The following is a 19067-nucleotide window of genomic DNA, read 5'->3' on the forward strand; positions in this document are numbered from 1 at the left end:
AAGGAGTTAAAAACGATGAAAAAAGAAGGTATTTCACCTGAACGCATATTTGAGCCCATGGGCTGGTCACACGCCATCAGGGCGGGTAATACTATTTACCTCGCCGGCATGGTGGGCTTCGATGAGCATCGAAATATCGTGGAGGGCGGCTTTGAAGCGCAGACGATTAAAACTTTTGAAAATATTAAACTCGTTCTCGAGGTGGCGGGGGCTTCTCTGAAGGATGTTGTCAAGTTAAACATCTATGTAACGGATATGGACAATATCGTCAGATTCAGAGAAATCAGGTCCCGCTACTTCAGCCCTCCCATGCCCGCCAGTACCGGTGTCGAAGTCTCAAAGTTGATACTCCCTGAACTTCTTATCGAGATAGAGGCAATCGCGGTTGTTGACCGATAATATATTCTCTGCGATAATCAAGGTTCAGACGCAATTAACATTACCAGAGAGGAGGTTATGACATGAGTGCAAAGACGACCAGGCAGATTGCGGAATGGCTTTACCAAAACAATTATGAAAATATGTTTATTATCTTTAATAACGAAATTGAGGAGGCAGTAATCGATGGGAGATTTATTTGACCTGCACGGGAAAGTGGCCATCGTTACCGGCGGCAACGGTGGCATCGGCAAGGGAATCGCCGACGGCCTGGCGTCAGCCGGAAGCGATATCGTCATTTTTGCCCGCAATGAAAAAAAGACCGCAGAGGCAGTGGACGACATTAAAAAGAAATACGGGGTAAAAGTACTGGGTTTGCAGGTTGACGTTGGCCAGGAAGAAAGCATTCAGAACGGCGTGAAACAGGTGCTCGATGAGTTCGGGAAAGCCAGTATCCTGGTCAATAACGCCGGCGTCAATATCCGTAAAATGCCCGAGGAATATACCGTTGAGGAATGGGACTGGGTTCTGGGCATTAACCTCCGCGGCGCTTTCCTCTGTGCCAAAGCGGTTTACCCGACCATGAAAGAGGCCGGCGGCGGCAAAATCATCAACATCGGTTCCATGACCTCTCTTTTCGGGTTGGCCAAGGTTTTGTGTTACGCCTGCAGCAAGGCAGGCATGGTTCAGCTAACATACACCCTGGCCCTCGCCTGGGCCAAAGATAATATCCAGATTAATGCCATCCTCCCCGGCTGGATTGACACTCCTCTGACCGTAGGCGCGCGACGGGACTTCCCCGGGCTGGATGATTTTGTGCTGGACCGGGTGCCGGCCGGCCGCTGGGGAGTACCGGGTGACTTTGCTGGTGCTGCCATTTTTCTGGCCAGCGGGGCCTCTGATTTTGTCACCGCCGAGTATATCAAGGTAGATGGTGGCTTTGCTCAGGGCACGAACACGGTTCACCCTTCCGCCCGATAGCGACCGAGAACAAAAGTCATTTAAAATAATTAAAACAAGGAGGAAGTTTAAAATGTCATTCGGTACCGGCAAATACACGTATGAACTGGTTGACGGATGGGCGAAGCTGCCTGAAGGTCGGTCCTTTTTAGATGTCGGCGGTATCTGCATAGACGCTCAGGACACGCTTTACATCCTGAACCGCAGCGAGCAACCGATAATGGTCTTTGACCGTGAGGGCAACCTGCTCAATTCGTGGGGTGAGGGATTTTTCAACCGTGCCCACGGCAGCTGCATCGGCCCTGACGGTTACATCTACTGTACCGACGATAGAAACCATATCGTCGCCAAATTCACTCCCGAAGGCAAGTTGCTCATGACGCTGGGCACGAAAGGGCAGGCGTCGGACAGCGGATATCTCCGCACCTGGGATTTCTGGGAGAGCCTGGCCAGGATACAGCGAGGTGCCCCGCCATTCAATCGTCCCACCGGCGTGGCGGTAACTCCATCAGGTGAGATGTATATCGCCGACGGCTACGGCAACGCGCGGGTGCATAAGTTTTCACCTGATGGCAAGTTGCTTTTTTCCTGGGGAGAACCCGGTGGCGCCCCGGGGCAGTTCCGACTCCCCCACAACATCCGACTGGACAGGCAGGAGAGAGTATGGATTGCAGACCGTGAGAACAGTCGGATTCAAATTTTCAGCTCACAGGGCGAATTCATAACGGAATGGACGGATGTTATCCGACCCACCGATGTTTTCATCGATGAGGAGGACACGGTCTATGTCTCCGAACTGTGCCTGCGGGTAAGCATCTTTACCATAGATGGCAAGCTGATAGCGCGCTGGGGTAACGAGGGCAAGGACAAGGAAACGGCGCTTTTCCATGCCCCCCACGCCATCGCGGTTGACTCACGAGGGGATTTATACGTTGGCGAGGTGTCCATGACCAGTGCCGGCGTTGACAAAGGCTCCCGAACCATACAGAAGTTCGCCCGTAAAAAATAGTCGGCTTATTTAAGGAGGGGTAAATGTTTGATATCGTTGCCTTTGGTGAGGTGCAGCTTAGACTGGCGACCCAGAATTTCCAGCGACTTGAGCAGGCATCAAGCCTCGACGCTACTATCGGGGGTGCCGAGCTTAACGTCATGGTTACCATGCAGAGGCTGGGGCTTAAGACCTCATACGTCACACGCCTGCCGAAAAACCCGCTGGGCAGGATGGTGCAGAATAAAGCCAGAGAGCACGGCGTTGATACCTCGCACGTTATCTGGTCGGACGGAGACCGGCTTGGCGTCTACTTTCTCGAATTCGGAGCATTGCCCCGCCCCAGTTCCATCCTCTACGACCGGGCCAATTCCGCCATCTCCAAAATACAGCCGGGGATGGTGGACTGGGATAATGTCTTTTCTCAGGCAAAGGCTTTTCACGTTACCGGCATCACCCCTGCCCTGAGCAGCAGCTGTCTGGAGGCCACCGGTGAAGCCATGAGCAAAGCCCACAAAAAAGGGCTACTCGTTAGCTTCGACCTCAACTACCGGGCCAAATTATGGAGCCAGGAACAGGCCAAAGCCGGCCTGTCTCCATTGATGAAATATGTGGATGTGTTGATTACCACAGAGGAAGATACGGCACGGGTATTCCAGATTGAGGGCAAGGACTGGAAAGAGGTCGCCCGAAAGCTGGCCGATACCTTTGGCTGCAAAATCGTGGCCATCACCCTGCGAGAAAACATCACCGTATGGCGCAATAACTGGACCGCCATAATCCTGGCGGACGGACGGATTTACGAAGACCAGACATATGAGGTCGAGGTTGTGGACCGGGTGGGCAGCGGCGATGCCTTCGCCGGCGGCTTCCTGTACGGCTACCTTACCGACAAAGGTATTGAAGCCTCGTTAAAATATGGCAATGCAGGGGCGGTATTGAAACACTCCTGCCCCGGAGACCTGGTCTGGTTTACCCTGGAGGAGGTGGAGAAGCTTATCGCCGGCAAGGGAGACCTCAGGATAAGCCGCTGATAACCGAGAGGCATTAATGGTTAGTTGCCGCGTCCACGACCGGTTACCGGTATTACCTCCTCAACGACGCCGTTTCTCACGCCATATATCTGGTCGTGTATGTTGATGGTCAGGGTGGCATTATTGGGCACGATTTCCAGACGCTCGCCCAGGTTTAACTTTTTCCCCGGTTTCATATAGTATAAAAAGCCTATCTCAGCCGACATACGTCCGAACCACAGGTCGGGGCGCCCCTGGACCGAACCATAGCTCAGCCTGCCCTGCCACCAGAAATCAGGGCTGTCACGGTACTCAAAGAGAGAGTCGCTGCCGAAAGTCTTGTAGCCAGCATCGATAACCGCCCAGTCGCTATGCGACGTGCTTATCACCGTAGTTAATACCGTTACGGCACACGCTTCCCGCGTGTTACCGCCCATTTTCATATACCGGATATCGCCGACAGCGAATGCTCCAGGATGAACCTCGGTTAATTCGGGGAATTTCCCTTCCTTGCAGAAACGGCACGTGGAAGAAAAGGTGGAAGAGGCGCCCACTGAGACATGCTCTATTTCCATGCCCTTATCTCTCAACATTCTGGCATTTTCCGTCATTATCTCGGCCGCTTCCAGAGCCACCTCATCGATGTCCTCGGGGGTCGGTTTTATACCCATTTCGTGTGCGTAGATACCGATAAACTCGATGCCCGGCAGCTTGCGGAGTTGCACCGCCAAATCCAGAACGGGCTTGCCGGGCGGTACACCAAAGCGAGTACTCCTGCCCAGGTCAATCTTAATCAGCACGCTTGCTTTCCTGCCCGCGGCTTGAGCCAGCTGCGATATGATTTCAGCCTGCTCCAGCATATCAACCACAAGGGCAAGCTTCAGCCCGGACTTGGTCAGCAGTTTTTTGAGTATTTCTCCTTTGGGACCGCCATAATAGCCGGGGTGGGCAATGATAATATCATCGATTCCCTGCTCGGCCATGGCCTCCGCCTGCTCTACAACGCCTACCTCCACACCGCAGGCGCCAGACGCAATCTGTTTTTTGGCTACTGTCGCATTCTCGTGAATCTTGGCGTGTGGTCTGAGTTTTAGCCCCGCCTCAGCTGCCCGCAGGGACATCCCGCTTATATTTGCCTCCAGAGTATCCAAATCAATGAGTGCTGCAGGTGTATTCAATGATGGGTACAGTATTTTCTGCTCTGCCATTTCCAATGTGCCTCCTGATAAAATTGAATTGCTAACACAGCTTCATAATTTGTTTCAGCTTATTCCTTTGCGTTATACTATTTTACTGCTTAAAGTATAAATTTTCTAATTAATTTAAAACAGGAGGTAAATGCATGGATAAAAAAATCGCGGTTCTTGGAATTGGAGCCATAGGCGGAACTGTGGGGGCATATCTAACAAGAGCGGGACATGATGTCACCTTGATTGACCAGTGGGCGGCGCACATAGAAAAAATCCGCAGCGATGGCCTGAAAGTGTCCGACCTCGACGGCGGGTTCACCGTGCCGGCCAAGGCGCTGCATCTCAGCGACGCCAGCAACCTGAAGGAACCTTTTGACATCGTCTTCCTGTCAGTCAAGTCCTATGATACACTTTGGTCCGCGTATTTGATTGAACCCCACCTCAAGACAACGGGTTTCATCCTGCCGACTCAGAACGCGTTGAATGACGAAGTCGTGGCCAGCGTGGTCGGCTTCAACCGCACCGTGGGCTGCGTGACGACTGTCAGCGCCGGTGTTTATGAGCCGGGCCATGTCATGCGTCACGACCCTTTAGACAGGCACTGCTTTACCGTTGGCGAGCTTTCCGGCCTGGTATCCAATCGGGTTAAAGAAGTAGTTGCCTTGCTCAGCGCGGTTGGCCCAAGCGAGGCCACCACCAATATCTGGGGAGCGCGCTGGTCGAAGCTGACTATCAATGCCATGGCCAATGCCCTGGCTGGCATTACCGGCCCATCGCTATCCACTCTGAACGAAAAGCAGAGGGATACGGCATACCTGCTCAGAATCATTCTCGGCGGTGAGGTCGCCCGGGTCGGTATCGCCCTGGGCGTGAGCATAGAGCCGATATGGGGAGTCCCGTCTGTTGAGTTCGCTGAAGCAACGACCATGGAAACCGTGCAGAAATTGAAGGAAAAGATGGCCGCAATCTGGAGCAAGCAATTTCTCCCGGCTGACCAGCTGCAAAAGAAAGTAGGCGCTCCGCAACGCCCGTCGCTCCTGCAGGATATAATAAAGAAAAGACGAACGGAAGTGGAATATCTCAACGGAGAGGTGGTCAGAAAAGGCAGGATAGCTGGTGTGCCCACACCCATGAACCAGGCGCTTCTTGACCTTACTCTGAAAATAGAGAGCGGTGAAGCCGAGCCTGACCCGGCTAATCTTGAGCTGCTCAAGAAGCGTATCTCGCTGTAATATTAAATTTTAAATAAGCATCCCGATTCAGGCGGAGAGCATAGCGTGAGAATAATCGTGCCCATCAAGCAGGTCCCGGACATGAACCAGGTGAGGTTCGAGGTGGACAGGGGCAGGGTCGACCGCAGCTCCGCCGGTGTGGAAATAAATCCCTTCGACCTCAATGCGCTGGAGGCAGCGGTTCAAATAAAAGAGGACGCGGGTGGTACCGTTACTGCCATCAGCATGGGGCCGCACCGGGCGGAATCATCGCTGAGGGACGCGCTGGCCAGAGGGGCAGACGACGCCGTACTGCTTGAAGACCGGAAATTTGCCGGCGCCGATACGCTGGCCACATCATACACCATTGCCTGCGCCATCAGGAAGCTTGGGGCATTTGACCTCATCCTCTGTGGCGAAAAAACGGTTGACGGAGATACCGGTCAGGTTGGGCCCGAGATTGCCGAGCATTTGAACATACCGCATATCGCCTATGTATCCTGGCTGGAAGTGAGAGGCGGGACGATGGTCGCCCAGTGCGAAATGGGCGGACGTGCCTACACCGTGGAGTCCGCTTTTCCGGTGCTGCTCACCATAACCAAGGATTTGAACATCCCGAGATTGCCCGGCTTCCGTGATAAAGCTAAAGCACGCCAGGTCGCGGTGGCAGTATGGGGCGCCAGAGAGCTTGCCAGCGTCGCCGATACCAGCAGGTACGGAGTGCGCGGGTCACCGACCAGGGTGCACAGGGTCATTATCCCTTCCGAGGAAAACAGAAAGGGGAAGATTTTTCGGAATGCAGTGGAGGAGGCAATCGATGAAATTGCCTCCGAGCTACTCAATCACCTGAACTAAGGAATTTAATGCGGGAGATGCATCGTGAATTCGGATAAAGAGGTTATGGTTTTCGCCGAGCAGCAGGAAAGCGAAATCAACCCGATATCGTATGAGTTGCTGGGCAAAGGAAGAGAACTGGCCGATAAGCTGGGAGAACGCCTCTCCGGTGTTCTCTTCGGCGACAGGATAGCTGACGCCGCACCGGAACTTATCTATCACGGCGCAGACAGGGTATATCTGTACGACCACCCTACTTTTCACGAACTAGACTTGCTGAACTACAAGCATAATATGGTCAGGCTGGCAAGAGAGGTGAATCCGGAGATATTTATTTTGGGGGCGACTCACTGGGGGAGGTCGCTGGGGGCCAGGGTAGCGGCGGCACTTGGCACCGGTCTGACGGCGGACTGCACCGGCCTGGATATTGACCCAAACGGAAATTTCATTCAAATCAGGCCTGCTTTCAGCGGCAATGTCCTGGCCCATATCAGAACGAAAACAAGGCCCCAAATGGCCACGGTGCGGTATAAGGTCATGCGGAGTCTGTCGCGAGACGTAACCCGCAAGGGAGAAATAATCAGAAAAAATACGGAAATTATACCTTCTCTGCTCACCATAGCACGCAAGGAGAGGCGGAACGAGGTCAACATCGCTGATGCTGAAGTGATTATCTCCGGCGGTGCCGGGTTGAAAAAGGCAAAAGATTTCTCCCTGCTGGCAAATCTGGCCGGGCTTCTGGGCGCAACCGTCGGCTCCAGCCGACCTCCGGTAGACAGCGGCTGGATACGCAAAGAGCATCAGGTGGGATTCAGCGGCAATACCGTCAAACCCAAGATTTATTTTGCCTGCGGTATTTCCGGCAGCTCACAGCATCTGGCCGGCATGAGAGAATCAGATGTCATCATCGCCATAAATACTGACCCCTCAGCCCCTATATTTAATATTGCCGACTACGGGATTGTCGGCGACCTTTATGAGGTAGTTCCGAAACTAATAGAAAAAATCAAGAGGTGCCGCGCATGAGTACAGTAGAGAAATTACAGGAGATTGTGGGCAGCGACTGGGTGGTCACGAACCGGGAGCAGATGGAGAGCTACCTTGCTGACGAAACGGCCGACGCTACAAGGCCAAAACCGGCTGACAACGTGGTTCTGGTAAAGCCGGCGAGTGCCGAAGAGATATCTGCCATATTGAAAATGGCCAATGAGGAAAAGACCCCGGTCTTTATCAGGGGAGGTGGCACCGGGATATGCGGCGGTGCCGTGCCCATTGCCGATGGCATTCTTCTTTCTATGGAGAGACTGGACCGGATTGTGGAGGTGGACAGGGACAACCTGATGGTTGTTGTCGATGCCGGCGTACCATATGGCAACATGCTGGAAGCGGTGGAAGAGGCCGGGCTGTTCTTCCCTCCTCACCCCGGTGCCGAGGGAGCGCATATTGGCGGGCTGGTCGCCTGTAACGCCGGAGGGGCAAGGGCCGTAAAATACGGCGTCATCCGCAACTTTGTCCGTGGGCTGGAAGTGGTGCTGCCGACCGGTGAAATAATCACCACCGGAGGCAAGCTGATGAAAAATAACCAGGGATTTGACCTGATGCACCTGCTCATCAACAGTAATGGCGCGCTGGGTGTGATAACCAAAGTCATCTTCCGTCTGTGTCCGAAGTTCAACAGCAGCGGCACCCTCGTCGTTTCCTACGACAGCCGCCATAAAGCCATCGATACCGTTCCCCAGATATTGCAGAGCGGCATAATACCGCTGGCCATAGAGTACGTTGAGCGCGACGTCATCGAAAGTTCGGCCAGAGCGTTGAGTATGACCTGGCCGGCCACCAAAGGGCAGGCGTACCTGATTGTGATTCTGGCTGGCGATAGCGAGGACGAAGTTTACTCTCAGGGCGAACGGGTATCGGATATCTGTGAACGGAACGATGCGGTTGATATTTTGATTGCGGAAAGGCGGGAAGAACAGGCGAATATCCTCAAAATAAGAAGTGAAATCTATTTTTCATTAAAACCATCTGTCGCTGACGTTCTGGATATAACCGTACCACCGGCAAGCATCGGCGTGATGATGGACCGGGTGGACGAGATTGCCCGGCAGTACAATGTAAAAATCCCTGCCTATGGACACGCCGCCGATGGCAATCTCCATCCCCATCTTATGACGAAGCTGGTCGAAAAAGGCATACTGCGCGATGTGAAGCGAGCGATATACCGGGAAGCAATCAAGCTGGGCGGCGTTATCACCGGTGAACACGGGCTTGGGGTAATCAGGCTTGCCGACCTGGACCTCTGCCCTGATGGTAAGACCTGGGAGTTGATGCGCGGCATCAAGCGTGTTTTCGACCCCAATAATATTTTAAGCCCGGGCGTTGGGGTGCCCTAGAATATCACCAGGTCACCACCACGCCTCTTTCCTCAAGCTGCGGGATAAAATCGCTGACTGATTTATCATCCAGTGGGTTGTCCTCCAGATGAACCTCATCTTCCGCAGCCAGCCCTCCATTCCCAATGAGGGGTGAAATATCGCCTACGCGATTTTCCTGCAGCCAGAGTTCTTCCAAGTTCGACAGGTTAACCAGGGGCGAGATATCTGTTATCTCATTGCCCTGAAGGCGCAGCCACCTCATTTTCGTGAACGAAGCCAGTGTGGCGATGTCGCTTATCTCGTTGTTGCTCAGGTAGAGCTTGGTGAGATTGGTAAGGGGGGCCAGCAATGATATATTTGTGATTTGATTATTGCTGAGGTAGAGCGAGTTTAGATTTATAAGAGAGGCGACGGGCGATATATCGCTTATCCGGTTGTTCCAGAGGTCGAGCCAGACAAGTTTGGTCATTGACGACAATGGTGCTATATCATGAATCTGGTTAATCCCGAGGTTCAGTTCAGTGAGCCCGGTGAGGGGGGTAAGCGGAGAGATATCGGCTATCTGGTTATTCCCAATGTAAAGTTTCTTCAATTTGGGTAGTGAAGCCAGCGCTGAAATATCGCTGACCCGGTTATTCCAGAGGACAAGCTCCTGCAGGTTGGTACAGTGCTCCAACCCTGTGATATCGGCGATTTCCCTGCCGGAAGCGCTGAAAGCAACCATTTTCTTCAGGTCTGAAGCACGTATTGCGCCCTCAGGCTTGTGAATAGCCTCCCGCATCGCGGCTTCAAGATTCGGGTCGGGAAAAGTTATCTCAGCTGGGCCGCAGGCACCAAGGCCCAGTGTAAATATCAGAATGATGACCATTAAGTACTTAATGCGCATTACTATTTCCCTGTTACCTGAGTAACGATTATATACATGTGCTCCTGCGTTTAGCAAACGGTTAATACGGATGAACACGATACGTGTCGTTTATAATCAACCCGTTGCAAAACATCGGCCTTTTACCTAAACTTAAAGAGCATACTTCAGTTTGTATCAGTTGCCAAGGAGGAAAAATGAAGCGGATTGGTGTTTTAACCAGCGGCGGCGATGCTCCGGGCATGAACGCTGCCATCCGTGCCGTGGTACGTACCGGTCTCAGTAAAGGCTGGAAGGTTATGGGTATTCAGCACGGCTATACCGGTCTCTGCGACAACAACGTGGTCGCAATGGGTGCCCGTGATGTGGGCGGTATAATCCAGCAGGGCGGCACCACGCTTGGCAGTTCCCGCTGTCCTGAATTCCTGACCGAGGAAGGCCGGCGAAAAGCACTGCGTACCCTTGAGGAACATGCTATCGAAGCACTCGTCATTATCGGCGGCAATGGCTCACAGAGCGGTGCCCATGCGCTGTCCCGGATGGGCTTCCCGGTGGTCGGCGTGGCCTCAACGATAGACAACGACCTGTATGGTTCCGAAATCACCATAGGAGTTGACACCGCCCTTGATGTGGCGCTGCAGGCGATAGACCAGCTCAAGGTGACTGCCTCTTCGCACCATCGCGCCTTCATCGTCGAGGTGATGGGCCGTGACTGCGGTTACCTGGCTTTAATGACGGGCATCACCGGCGGCGCGGAATACATTGTCATCCCCGAGTTTGAAACGGACGCTGAAGACGTGGTCAATGCCATCCGCATGGCCTATGAGCGAGGCAAGGCCCATGCCCTTATTGTCGTTGCCGAAGGTGCAAAATACAACGCCCACGGCCTGAATCACTACTTCTCGGAGCACCATGCAGAAGTGGGATTCGACCTGAGAATAACAACGCTGGGATACGTACAGCGCGGCGGCAGCCCTGGCGCTTTCGACCGCCTGCTGGCAACCCGGTTAGGTGCCGCCGCCACCCAGTACATTAAACAGGGCAAGTTTGGCGTGCTGGCCGGTTTGAATAAGGGACAGATAACACCAACCCCGCTGGCGGAGGTCGTAGCCAATAAAAAGCCTCTGGACCTGGACCTTCTGCGATTGTCTGAGGCGCTGAATATATAGTTACCTATTTATGGTTGAAACTCAGAAGGTCGGTAAAATGAAAGATGCGATAAGAGATATATTAGACTTCACCGGTTCACTGTTCGACGTTGTTGGGATAACGGAGCAGCAGGGCTACGGTACATTGATAGTGGTTGGTCTTGAATCGACACCGAAACGTAACCCTGATGAGTTCGGACGGGAAAACGGTGAAATCAAGTTATTTGGCTTTGAGAAGCACCTATCCCCGTTACTGGAATCGGTGCTCAGTTTCATCAGAGATAAAGGCTATAGGCCCGAACTGGTCGGCAGATGCGGCTATCCCCGACCAGGGCAGTTGAACCTTAAAGAGCTTGCCGTGCAGGCGGGGATGGGAAAACGGGGCAAACACTCGGTGGTTCTGCATGATAAATACGGGGCGCGCCTTCGTTTTGCTGCGATTAAGATAGGGGCCTCGTTTCAACTACAAGATGAGCCTGCTCTGAAAGAGGTGGAGAGCCCGGTCTGCCATAACTGTTCTCTGTGCCTCAAGGTGTGCCCGGTCTATATACTTGAGCCGTATAGAATGGCCGATGTCTCCAGGTGTCTTTCCCGCGTCGCTTTAATGAAAGAACAACAGGGACGGATCATTCCCTGTGACGAATGCCTCAAAGTCTGCCCCGCAGGGTCAAGTTGACACCTTCTTCAGGCAAGTTCGCCGAGCGTATGGCAGTGTAATTCAAGTATTCACCCGATGACCTTATATACCCAGACCTGAGGTAGTGATTCATCACCATATTGTGGGGAATAAACGGGCAGACGGAAGGATAAGGGGTAGAAATCACAGTATTTCTACATATTACGGGATAAATAATCGACGACGCTCGCTTCTATACCCTGTACCTGCTCCAGAGAATTGAAGTCCGTTCCCTGCTCCGGCATGGATAAAAATATCCGGATTGTCTCAGGAAGGTCAAAGTCGTTGGCCTTCAAAACTTCGTGCATCAACGGCATGTGCCGGTAGTAGGTCATCTGGAAAGCGATGAAAGCGTTATTCAGCTGGTCCGGTTTGCCACCCCATATGTCATGAAGCTCGCTGCCCATTGCTTCAAGTAACTGGGCTTTCATGATTAGCGTATCCAGCTCGGAAAGCTTTCCCCCATGATACTGCGCATAGAGGGCGGTGAGCTTGTCGTAATATTCCCGGTAGACTTCACTTTCTCTGAGTTTGTTACTCAATTTTTGTTTCAGGGTCCGGTAAACCGGTGAACCCTGTCCGTACTTATCCCTGGCGAAAAGCATGGCGGCGGTGTAGCTGATTATCTCTGCGGAAGGCTCTTCCAGTCCGTAGGGAAGGTCTATCTGCTCCTGCCAGTCTTCATGAAAAACGATATGGATGAAGCGGTGAAGGGGTGCCTGCATCAAAGACGCGGTCACGGGTGTACCCTTTCCGGCTATAGAAGGAATGGAATAAAAATAGGCATCATACTTCTGATAATCAAGAGATACGCTGTCCCGCGTGCCAAGGGCCGATATCAACGCGGGGTCATCGAGCGAGTACGGCAGTTGCATGCTGGATGTGTAAAACAGGTAGTCATACGCTCCTATTTCCGGGCTGTATGTTCTGAAATTCTCGGTCTCAAGAAAGCCAAGTTCTTTCTCGAAAGCCTTTATCTCTTCTATCAGTTCTAATCTCTGCTCTTCGGTGACGGGCGCACCTGGTTGGCAAGAAGAGAAAGCGGCGGCAGATACAATGGTCAAGATTATAAGTAAGGGTAGTATTTTTATCATCAACTCTGGACCAGCTCCAGAAGCACCCTGCCGGTACCCTTGGGATGCAGAAAAGCGATATGTGTACCTCCAACGCCCCTCCGGGGTGCCTCGTCTATCAGAGGTATGCCACTTTTTGATATTTCACTCAGGGCACCCTCAATATCAGACACCTCTAAAGCCAGATGGTGCATACCTTCGCCGAATTTTTCAATGTATTTGGCAATCGGGCCTTCGGGGTCCGTCGACTCAAGCAGCTCGATCTTGCTTTCGCCCACCGGCAGAATGGCCGTCTTAGTCCGCTGCTCTTCAACAACTTCAATTTCCTTGAGGCCTAGGCCCAACACCTCGGTATAGAGCTTCAGAGCCTGGTCGATGTTATTAACGGCAATGCCAATATGGTTAATCCTGGTTATCATCGTTTCCCTTCTTCAGTTCGGCCTTGATAAAGCTGGCAATTTGATTAATCGTCGTTCCCGGGCCAAAGGTTCCCGTGATACCGATTTCCTTCAACGCCGGTATATCTTTCTTCGGGATGATACCACCGCCGATGAATATAACGTCCTTGTTGCTTTTCTTTCTGAAGCTGTCAATCGTCTTTGAGAAGAGTGGCAGGTGACCGCCGGAAAGGCAGCCCAGCCCGATAACGTCAACGTCTTCCTGTATTGCAGCCTCAGCAATCTGCTCCGGAGTTAAACGCAACCCCAGATAGATGACCTCCATTCCCGCGTCCCGCAATCCCTGAGCCACGGCGATGGCGCCGCGGTCATGTCCGTCAAGGCCCGGTTTGGCTATCAGCACCCGTATTTTTTTATCTACCATAGTACACTCCACTAATACTAAAAACGCACCTTACAGCACGCTAGGTTCCTTATACTCGCCGAACACGTCTCTTAAAGCGTCAGAAATCTCTCCAACCGTGGCATAGGCCTTTACCGCCTCAATGAGAACCGGCATGACATTTTCCTGGCTCCCGGCTACCTGGCGTACCCGGTCCAGAATCTGGCTTATCTTGTCGTTATCTCGCCTGCTTCTCAACCTCTTCAGTCGCTCGATCTGCTTCTGGGCAACACCCTCATCAATCTCCAGCAGTTCCAGACCCGGTGGCTCATCTGAGGTGTATTTGTTGACGCCAACCATAACCTGTTCGCCGGAATCCACCGCCTTCTGATGGTTGTATGCTGACCGCCTTATCTCCCTCTGCATATATCCCCTTTTGATCGCTTCCAGCGCCCCACCCATCCCGTCAATGGTGGCGATATACTTCTGTATACCTTCCTCTATCCGCTTGGTCAGCCATTCCACGTAGTATGAACCGCCCATCGGGTCGACCGTATCGGCGACACCGCTCTCGTAGGCGATTATCTGTTGCGTTCGCAGGGCCAGCTGTACCGCTTCCTCGCTGGGCAGGGCCATGGCTTCGTCATACGAGTTGGTATGCAGGGATTGACAGCTGCCCAGGACCGCCGCCAGCGCCTGTAGGGCCACCCTTACCACATTGTTGAGCGGTTGCTGCTCGGCCAGGGTGCAACCGCCGGTTTGAACGTGGAATTTGAGCATCATTGACCGCTCATTTTGAGCATTGAATCGCTCCTTCATAATCCTTGCCCAGATACGGCGCAGTGCCCGGAATTTAGCCACTTCTTCAAAGAGATTGGTAAAAGCCGCGAAGAAAAAGGAAAAGCGCGGGGCAAAAGAATCAACATCCATTCCCCGGTCAACCATGGCCTGTACATAAGCGATTCCATTGGATAAAGTAAAGGCGGCCTCCTGAACGGCGGTCGCCCCGGCCTCGCGCATATGATAGCCGCTAATGCTAATCGAGTTCCATTTCGGCATATTCTGAGCGCAGTAGCCGCAGATATCCGTTGTCAGCCGCATCGAAGGTTCGGGAGCAAATATATAGGTGTTCCTGGCCACATATTCTTTCAGCAGGTCATTCTGAACGGTCCCCATAAGCTGGTTTTGTGCCACGCCCTGTTTCTCCGCAGCAGCGATGTACATCGCCAGTATAATGGGAGCCGTCGCATTGATGGTCATCGAGGTGCTCACCTCGCCAAGCGGGATACCATCCCAGAGGTCTTCCATATCCTGCAATGAATCAATGGCCACGCCGACCCGGCCCACTTCGGGGAGCGCCAGGGGATGGTCTGAATCATAGCCCATTTGGGTCGGCAAGTGAAAAGCGACGCTGAATCCGGTTTGCCCTTGCTTATAGAGGTATTTGTAACGTTTGTTTGTTTCCTCCACGGTGGCAAAACCCGCATACTGCCGCATGGTCCATAGTCTGGTGCGATAACCGGCTGGCATTATGTTCCGGGTAAAGGGATATTCTCCCGGCGGACTGGCATCGATTTCATTTTCCGGTATTTCATCTGCGGTATATACCCTGTCAACCACGATTCCATCAACTGTGGTCTTGAATTCTTTTTTCCTTTCCTTCAATTCTGCCATGACGCCTATCACTTCCTTCCCGCCAGGATTTTTCCGCAACTAATAATAACGCTGCAAGATGATATTTGCAATGATAAAATTAGGGCCACCATCGGGCAACGGCATTAAAATAATGCCGCATACTGGATAATTCTTGTAAAATTTCACCGATGATACTATTACATACGGCATGGTACAGAAGTGGGAGTATCTGGGAGTTATTTGGAGTATATAGACGTATTATCTTCGTTACTCTGGTAAGGGGTAATATAATGGTTTATTGTTCCATTTAAACTGCCTTGTTCGGGTTTTTTCCTTTTGACTTATCATTTTCTGTTTGCTAAAGTACACTAGTTTTCCGGGCTTACAAGCATAATATGAAGTTTAACGATACTTGTAAGGAGGTTATGTAAAGTTTCAGCCAATCGGCTGTTACTTTAACTTCATTATATCCGGCGGATTTTTCCCCCAGCCAATCCCTCCGCTTCTGATTCCCTGATATCAAATATTAAGTAATACTATGTCTGATAAAAGCCATAAGATACGCTGCCAAGAGGTATGGAAAATCTTCGGGCCCAACCCGGAGAGCGTATTTGATTTAATCGAAAACGGTGCCTCCAAGCAGGAGCTTATGGAAAAGACTGGTCACGTTATCGCCATCCGGGATGTCTCCTTTGAAGTTCAGGAAAACGAAGTTTTCGTTGTTATGGGTCTTTCCGGAAGTGGCAAGTCCACACTGGCGCGCTGTATCAATCGCCTCATGGAACCGACCAGGGGTTCTATCTACATTGACGATACCGATATTGCCAAGATGAATGACCAGGAACTCAGGGAGCTGCGCCGCCATAAACTGAGCATGGTTTTTCAGAACTTCGGCCTTCTCCCCCATCGTTCGGTTTTTGACAATGTCGCCTTCGGCCTGGAGGTGCGGGGAGAGAAAAAAGAGGCACGGTATAAAAAGTCTCAGGAGGCGATAGAACTGGTGGGCTTGAAAGGCTGGGAGAGGAGCCGCATCAATGAGCTCAGCGGGGGCATGCAGCAGCGGGTGGGCTTTGCTCGCGCCCTGGCGGTAGGACCAGAGATTCTGCTCATGGACGAGCCTTTCAGTGCCCTTGACCCGCTCATCCGCCGCCAGATGCAGGAAGAATTCATAAATCTGCGCCAGCAGTTGAAGAAAACCGTGATTTTTATCACCCACGACCTTCTTGAGGCTCTCACCCTGGGCGACCGTGTCGCCATCATGCGGGATGGAGAGATAGTCCAGCTGGGTACTCCCGTGGAAATTGTTAACAATCCGTCGGATGACTATGTACGCGAGTTCGTTAAAGATGTGCCTCGTGGTAAAGTGCTGCCGGTTCGCGATATCATGGAGGAACCTCTGGTAGTCATCACGGAAGAACAGCCGGTTGCGGCAGCCATCGGAGAAATGGAGAAGAAGGAAGTCGACTTTGCCTTCGTGGTGGATAGTACCGGCATATTCAAAGGTGCCTTAACCAAGGAGCATGCCATTGACACCAAGGATAACGGGTCGGTAAAAGCGGGCGAAATAGTCGAACGGGAATGCCCCACTGCGCTGCCCAATGCGACCCTCGAGCACTGCCTGCAGCTGGTAGCGGAGTGTAACATCCCGGTGGCTGTTCTCGACGAGGCGCAGCGCTTGCAGGGGATGGTCACCAGAACGGCCATAATCCAGGCTACCGGTGGTAACGGCGCCCAGAACGGCTCCAATGGGAAACGCTAGCCTGTCAGAAGCCAAATGCGGATGTTCGCTGTGCCTTCATTCATACACCAAGAGAGGAAAGGATAAAGCCTGATGCTGGATTTCCCCAAGGAATGGGATTTTGGTTGGGAAGTAATTAAATTCATAGACGGGGTGGTTGAATGGGTCGTGGTCAACTGGGACCCGTTTTTCTCGGCAATCAACAGCGGTGTTCTTCACATCCTGCTGCCCTTTGAAAGATTCCTGCTGCTGATTCCCTGGTGGGTATTTATCATATTAATTGGCTTCATCGCCTGGCGCGCTGCCGGCTGGAAATTCGGCATCATCGCGGTATCTTTCTTGATAGCGATGTCCTTTCTCGGCCTGTATGACCTGACCATGAGCACCCTTGCCATCGTTCTTACCGCCAGCCTGATATGCGTCATCCTGGGTCTACCACTCGGGATAGCCGCAGCCAGAAATAATCGCTTTGACGAATTGCTCCGCCCGGTATTGGACGGGATGCAAACGCTCCCTAGCTTCGTTTACCTTATTCCCGCGCTCATGCTGTTCGGGCTGGGTAAAACACCGGCGGTTATGGCCACGACTATTTACGCCATTCCGCCCATCATACGCCTCACCAATCTGGGCATACGGCAGGCAGATGCCGCGGTGGTCGAGGCCGGCAGAGCCTTCGGCGCCACGGCCTCGCAGCTCCTGCGCAAAATTCAGATACCGCTTGCCATGCCGACCATACTCGCCGGGCTAAATCAGACCATCATGATGGCACTGGCCATGGTCGTTATCGCCTCCATGATAGGTGCCAAGACGCTGGGGACAGAGGTCCTCAACGGTATCGCCCGTCTTGAGGTCGGCCGGGGCTTCACTGGCGGCATCAGCATCGTATTCACCGCGATTATCCTGGACCGTATCAGCCAGGGATTTGCCAAGAAGGAACGCAGAGTTATGACAAGATAGCACCAGCATCTCGGTAACAAATAGCCAAGATTACGGCAGAAAGGGGGTGAATGAATTCAGAGATAAGCGATAAACGTTTTCGTTAACTGACTGGTTGCGCTCAAGCAACTTGAGATACCATAGTTAGGAGGGAAAATGAAGAGAATCAATTCACATTTGAAACGAGGCATACTGGTTCTGGCCGTGTTGCTGCTCGTAGTTTCCATGGTGGTGGGCTGCGCCGGCCCCAAGGAGAAGCCGACCATCAAACTCGCTGATGCCCAGTGGGAGTCCCTCTGGATCATCAACGCGGTCTTCGAATATATCTCGGAGAACGGCTACGGCTACCCGGTGGAGACCATTGAGATGACCACGCCCATCGCCGAACTGGCCCTGTCCAACGGTGAGATAGACATCTGGGTGGAGCTCTGGGAGCAGAACTGGAAGGATAAATACGACGAGTACATCGCCGAGGGCAAAATCGAGAACATGGGACCTGTCTACGAGGGTGGCCCCCAGTTCTGGGTCATTCCGCAGTGGATGGCTGACGAGTACAACATAAAGACGGTCTTCGATATGAAGGACCACTGGGAGCTGGTGAAAGACCCCGAGGACCCGAACAAGGGCGCCTTCATCAGCTGTATCATCGGCTGGGAATGCGCCGAAATCAACGAGGTGAAGATGGAAGCCTACGGGCTCACCGAGTACTACAACATCATCTCACCTGGCAGCTCCGGCGCCCTGGATGCCGCCCTCTTAGGCCCGCAGATGAAGAAAGAACCGGTTTTTGGTTACTACTGGGCACCTACAGCGCTCATGGGCGCGTATGACTGGTATGTCCTCGAAGAGCCCCCGTACAACGAGGCGATCTGGGAACAGATAACCGCCGCCAGAACTGACCAGAGCCTGCGTCCCCTGTCAGAGGCCTGCGCCTACGAAACCCTTCCCACCAACAAGGGCATCAACCCACAGCTGCGCGATAAAGCGCCTGAGCTTGTCGATGTCATGGATAAAATGGAGCTGGGCCTTGCGGCCATCAACAGGGTAGCCGCCTGGGCCCTGGAAAACGAGGTCCAGGAGTGGTCACAGGCCGCCGTCTACTATCTGGAGAACTACGAAAGCACGTGGAAGACCTGGGTTACCGACGATGCCTACAAAAAGATAAAGGATGCATTGGCGCAACCATAGTAAGCGATTGCGTTTGAAATGTCTCCAACCTGTCTTCATTCAGGGGGAGCCGATATCGGCTCCCCTTTCTTCGTGCTGG

General features: G+C 52.7%; 19 protein-coding genes. 13 read left to right on the forward strand and 6 right to left on the reverse strand.

The genetic code is table 11. The features are described 5' to 3' along the window. The 4 genes from KKD83_01615 to KKD83_01630 form a co-directional block, all read left to right on the forward strand. On the forward strand, positions 1 to 399 hold a 399-nt coding region (locus KKD83_01615), incomplete at its 5' end, for a RidA family protein (GenBank protein MBU2534846.1). Positions 400 to 564: 165 nt separating this feature from the next. Beyond that, positions 565 to 1359: a glucose 1-dehydrogenase gene (locus KKD83_01620; protein ID MBU2534847.1), complete on the forward strand. Its 795-nt coding sequence runs from the start codon at positions 565 to 567 to the stop codon at positions 1357 to 1359. Between the two features lie 52 nt (positions 1360 to 1411). Further along, positions 1412 to 2347 carry a peptidyl-alpha-hydroxyglycine alpha-amidating lyase family protein gene (locus KKD83_01625; protein MBU2534848.1) on the forward strand — a complete coding sequence of 312 codons (936 nt, stop codon included), beginning with the start codon at positions 1412 to 1414 and terminating at the stop codon, positions 2345 to 2347. A 23-nt stretch (positions 2348 to 2370) separates the two neighbouring features. Then, positions 2371 to 3360, forward strand: coding sequence for a sugar kinase (locus tag KKD83_01630; GenBank protein ID MBU2534849.1), 990 nt, complete (start codon positions 2371 to 2373; stop codon positions 3358 to 3360). A gap of 20 nt (positions 3361 to 3380) precedes the next feature. Here the strand turns inward: KKD83_01630 and KKD83_01635 are convergent, their stop codons facing one another. Beyond that, positions 3381 to 4547, reverse strand: coding sequence for an alanine racemase (locus KKD83_01635; protein MBU2534850.1), 1167 nt, complete (start codon positions 4545 to 4547; stop codon positions 3381 to 3383). A 134-nt stretch (positions 4548 to 4681) separates the two neighbouring features. Between KKD83_01635 and KKD83_01640 the strand changes: the two genes are divergently transcribed. The 4 genes from KKD83_01640 to KKD83_01655 are packed head-to-tail and all read left to right on the forward strand — an operon-like array spanning position 4682 to position 8967. After that, complete coding sequence (locus KKD83_01640) at positions 4682 to 5761, forward strand: 2-dehydropantoate 2-reductase (GenBank protein MBU2534851.1); 1080 nt, start codon at positions 4682 to 4684, stop codon at positions 5759 to 5761. 45 nt (positions 5762 to 5806) lie between these two features. Further along, positions 5807 to 6595 carry an electron transfer flavoprotein subunit beta/FixA family protein gene (locus KKD83_01645; GenBank protein MBU2534852.1) on the forward strand — a complete coding sequence of 263 codons (789 nt, stop codon included), beginning with the start codon at positions 5807 to 5809 and terminating at the stop codon, positions 6593 to 6595. Positions 6596 to 6640: 45 nt separating this feature from the next. Beyond that, positions 6641 to 7600 (forward strand): electron transfer flavoprotein subunit alpha/FixB family protein, encoded by a 960-nt coding sequence (locus tag KKD83_01650; protein ID MBU2534853.1) that lies wholly within the window; start codon positions 6641 to 6643, stop codon positions 7598 to 7600. Then, complete coding sequence (locus tag KKD83_01655; protein MBU2534854.1) at positions 7597 to 8967, forward strand: FAD-binding oxidoreductase; 1371 nt, start codon at positions 7597 to 7599, stop codon at positions 8965 to 8967. Before KKD83_01650 ends, KKD83_01655 begins: the two co-directional genes overlap by 4 nt. 4 nt (positions 8968 to 8971) lie before the next feature. On the opposite strand, the gene KKD83_01660 is transcribed toward KKD83_01655, so the two are convergent. Continuing rightward, a complete protein-coding gene (locus KKD83_01660; protein MBU2534855.1) occupies positions 8972 to 9835 on the reverse strand; it encodes a leucine-rich repeat domain-containing protein in 864 nt (287 codons plus the stop codon). 176 nt (positions 9836 to 10011) lie between these two features. On the opposite strand from KKD83_01660, the gene KKD83_01665 reads away from it, so the two are divergent. Beyond that, positions 10012 to 10983, forward strand: coding sequence for a 6-phosphofructokinase (locus KKD83_01665; GenBank protein MBU2534856.1), 972 nt, complete (start codon positions 10012 to 10014; stop codon positions 10981 to 10983). Positions 10984 to 11020: 37 nt separating this feature from the next. After that, entirely contained in the window at positions 11021 to 11638 is a 618-nt protein-coding gene (locus KKD83_01670) for a hypothetical protein (protein MBU2534857.1), read from the forward strand. Between the two features lie 155 nt (positions 11639 to 11793). On the opposite strand, the gene KKD83_01675 is transcribed toward KKD83_01670, so the two are convergent. The 4 genes from KKD83_01675 to KKD83_01690 are packed head-to-tail and all read right to left on the reverse strand — an operon-like array spanning position 11794 to position 15165. Further along, positions 11794 to 12732, reverse strand: coding sequence for a hypothetical protein (locus KKD83_01675; protein ID MBU2534858.1), 939 nt, complete (start codon positions 12730 to 12732; stop codon positions 11794 to 11796). Beyond that, entirely contained in the window at positions 12732 to 13130 is a 399-nt protein-coding gene (gene mce / locus KKD83_01680) for a methylmalonyl-CoA epimerase (protein MBU2534859.1), read from the reverse strand. The genes KKD83_01675 and mce overlap by 1 nt, the downstream gene beginning before the upstream one ends. Then, positions 13114 to 13533: a cobalamin B12-binding domain-containing protein gene (locus KKD83_01685; GenBank protein ID MBU2534860.1), complete on the reverse strand. Its 420-nt coding sequence runs from the start codon at positions 13531 to 13533 to the stop codon at positions 13114 to 13116. The genes mce and KKD83_01685 overlap by 17 nt, the downstream gene beginning before the upstream one ends. A 30-nt stretch (positions 13534 to 13563) precedes the next feature. Then, positions 13564 to 15165, reverse strand: a complete 1602-nt coding sequence (locus tag KKD83_01690) for a methylmalonyl-CoA mutase family protein (GenBank protein MBU2534861.1) — start codon at positions 15163 to 15165, stop codon at positions 13564 to 13566. Positions 15166 to 15664: 499 nt separating this feature from the next. On the opposite strand from KKD83_01690, the gene KKD83_01695 reads away from it, so the two are divergent. The 3 genes from KKD83_01695 (at position 15665) to KKD83_01705 (ending at position 18988) form a co-directional block, all read left to right on the forward strand. After that, positions 15665 to 16885, forward strand: a complete 1221-nt coding sequence (locus tag KKD83_01695; protein ID MBU2534862.1) for a glycine betaine/L-proline ABC transporter ATP-binding protein — start codon at positions 15665 to 15667, stop codon at positions 16883 to 16885. A 72-nt stretch (positions 16886 to 16957) separates the two neighbouring features. After that, entirely contained in the window at positions 16958 to 17821 is an 864-nt protein-coding gene (locus KKD83_01700) for a proline/glycine betaine ABC transporter permease (protein MBU2534863.1), read from the forward strand. 135 nt (positions 17822 to 17956) lie between these two features. Beyond that, on the forward strand, positions 17957 to 18988 hold the full coding sequence (locus KKD83_01705; GenBank protein MBU2534864.1) for a hypothetical protein: 1032 nt from the start codon (positions 17957 to 17959) through the stop codon (positions 18986 to 18988). The last annotated feature ends 79 nt before the right edge of the window (positions 18989 to 19067 follow it).

Source organism: Chloroflexota bacterium, from assembly GCA_018829775.1.
Classification (GTDB): Bacteria; Chloroflexota; Dehalococcoidia; order Dehalococcoidales; family RBG-16-60-22; genus E44-bin89.